The organism is Ruminococcus sp. CAG:330 (assembly GCF_000437175.1).
Lineage (GTDB): Bacteria > Bacillota > Clostridia > Oscillospirales > Ruminococcaceae > Ruminococcus_C.
On sequence record NZ_FR898047.1, the window covers coordinates 26,949 to 29,305 of the forward strand.

Annotated in this window: 3 protein-coding genes; all 3 read left to right on the forward strand. The window is 46.9% G+C overall.

What is annotated here, in order from left to right:
* Positions 1 to 111 precede the first annotated feature (111 nt).
* A complete protein-coding gene (locus QZL66_RS05605; RefSeq protein ID WP_022410753.1) occupies positions 112 to 366 on the forward strand; it encodes a hypothetical protein in 255 nt (84 codons plus the stop codon).
* A 2-nt stretch (positions 367 to 368) separates the two neighbouring features.
* Entirely contained in the window at positions 369 to 944 is a 576-nt protein-coding gene (gene lepB / locus QZL66_RS05610; RefSeq protein WP_022410754.1) for a signal peptidase I, read from the forward strand.
* Between the two features lie 80 nt (positions 945 to 1,024).
* On the forward strand, positions 1,025 to 2,357 hold a 1,333-nt coding region (locus QZL66_RS05615), incomplete at its 3' end, for a hypothetical protein (protein WP_293601887.1).

The following is a 2,357-nucleotide window of genomic DNA, read 5'->3' on the forward strand; positions in this document are numbered from 1 at the left end:
AAATAGTATAACAAGAAACATCCTGAGGGAACCAATCTCAGGAAAATCGGTAAAATGAAAAAAGAGCAAGATTCTACTATTTGAAAAGAATCGAAAGAGGAAATGGGCAAGATGACGGAGAGAGAACTTCGGAAGCTTCGGCGGACAGAACTGCTGGAAATCCTGCTGGAATTGCGCAGGGAACTGGATGCTGCCAGACAGGAAAACGAGAGCCTGCGGGAACAGCTGAACGCAGCCGAACAGGAGCGGCAGGAAAAGACAGATGCGATTCTGGAACTGCTGCACACCATGGAGGCGCAGCTGGGACGAATGTGTCCGGCGCAGGCGGATGCCGAAGCATCGATGCAGGATGATGAGGCGAAATGAGCATGGAAGCGAAGCGAGAGATTCCCACGGCGGTTCAGCTGGAAGCAGAACTGAAGCGGGCGAAATACCGGAGAGAATACAGAAAGCTGCTGCGAAACACGATCTCGTCTTTGATCGTGGTTGCAGCCATTGCGGTTTTGGTCTCCATGCTGTTTTTGCCGGTGCTGCGAGTTACCGGAACGAGCATGACGCCGACGCTGCAAAACGACGAACTGGTGGTGTGTCGGAAGCGCGGCACATTTCAGAGCGGCGATATCATTGCTTTCTACTTTAATAATAAGATCCTGCTGAAGCGTGTGATTGGCGTGGCAGGGGATATCATTGATATTGATGATTCGGGAACGGTCTATGTGAACGGTGAAGCATTGGAAGAGCCGTACCTGAATGAAAAGGCATTGGGGGAATGCGACATTGAGCTGCCGTATCAGGTGCCGGATGAACGGATTTTCGTAATGGGAGATCACCGATCCACTTCAGTAGACAGCCGCTCCACCGCCGTCGGATGCGTGGCAGAAGAAGCCGTTGTCGGAAAGGTGATTTTGCGGGTTTGGCCCGTAAAGCAATTCGAAGTCCTGTAACGTTATCTGAAAATGATATCCGTAGAGAATCTGACGCATAGGAAACTATGCTCCATTTTGTACAGACAGGAGGAATTGGTATGTTGAATTTCAACCAGAGAGTACAGCAGTTTTTGAAACAGCATCGGGAAAACAAAAAGCATGCAGTGATCGCTGTCATGCTGGCTCTGATGGTTGCGTTTTCTGTGTGCGGCAGTTTGATTATGCCGGCAGTCAGCATGACCGGTTCCACCGAGGAAACCGCTCCCGCTTTGGAAATGGCGGAGAGTGAGGTGCAGATGGTGGGAGAAAATGGCAATGAATGGTTTACCGAACCGGTAACGGAAATACCGGCGGGTGCACAGCCTATGACGGCAGAAGAAAATGCCGGTATTCGCATTACAAATGTAAATATCAAGCATGAAGGTCAAGAAGTGGATGCCCCATATGAAATACCGGTAACCAAAGATTTTACACAACTAGAAGTTCAACTGAATTACAACTTAAAAGCGGGCAGTGTCACGGAAGAAAATCCGTATATTTATTATCAGCTGACGGATAAAGTTGTGGTAAGCCCGGAGTCTGGGGAAGATTGCAAAGTCAAAGATGGCAATGAATTGGCAGGCTATTACTCCATTTCTCAGTCGGGTCTTATTGTGATTCGGTTGACAAAAGAGTATATCAATAAGCATGCCAATAGTGACATGACTGGATTTATTAGATTTGATGGAAAGATCAACCGAGATAATACGTCATCTGGCGATCAGGAAGTGACAATCGGCGGAATTACAATCAAGGTAGATTTTCCGGAAAAAGAAGTTGAGATTGCAAAGTCCGGTACAATTCAAAACGCAAAAACTCCCACAGACAATCCCAAGATTCAGTGGACAATTACAGTAGACAATCCTTATTATAATGATACAGATAGTTCTAAGTCGATGAATGGTTATGTTTTGACTGATGAGCAGTTTCCGGAAGACACTTCTGGCGTTACAGTAACGCCGGCTGGAGTTGGCAGCTTTCAAGGAAAAACATTTACCTTCAATGACACAAAGGAAAAGCAGATCACATTTACCTTCGAAAAGGAAGTGTCTCGGGAAGAATGGCTCACTCATGTGCAGAATGGGCAGAAGATCGAGAACACTGCGACAATTGCAAAGGATGGCGTTCAGAAAGGAGCAAAGGGTGAAGTTTCCCTTTCAAAACCGACGATCCAAAAAAATGGTAAGGCGGACTATGAAACAGGAATTTCAGATGACAAGGTCAATTGGAATATCACCGTGGAAGAGCCGGCTGGCTGTTCTTTGAATGGCTGGAAAGTAAAAGACGAGGCGTTCAGCAGTCTGGAGGCGAATCAAATCACGCTGAAAGATGAGAACGGAAACACTGTGGGGTTTTCCAAGGAAGGCGATACGATCACCATTAGCAGTGATG

Coding starts and splice junctions, on each gene's coding strand:
- lepB (WP_022410754.1), top strand. CDS start 369: ATGGAAGCGAAGCGAGAGATTCCCACGGCGGTTCAGCTGGAAGCAGAA.
- QZL66_RS05605 (WP_022410753.1), top strand. CDS start 112: ATGACGGAGAGAGAACTTCGGAAGCTTCGGCGGACAGAACTGCTGGAA.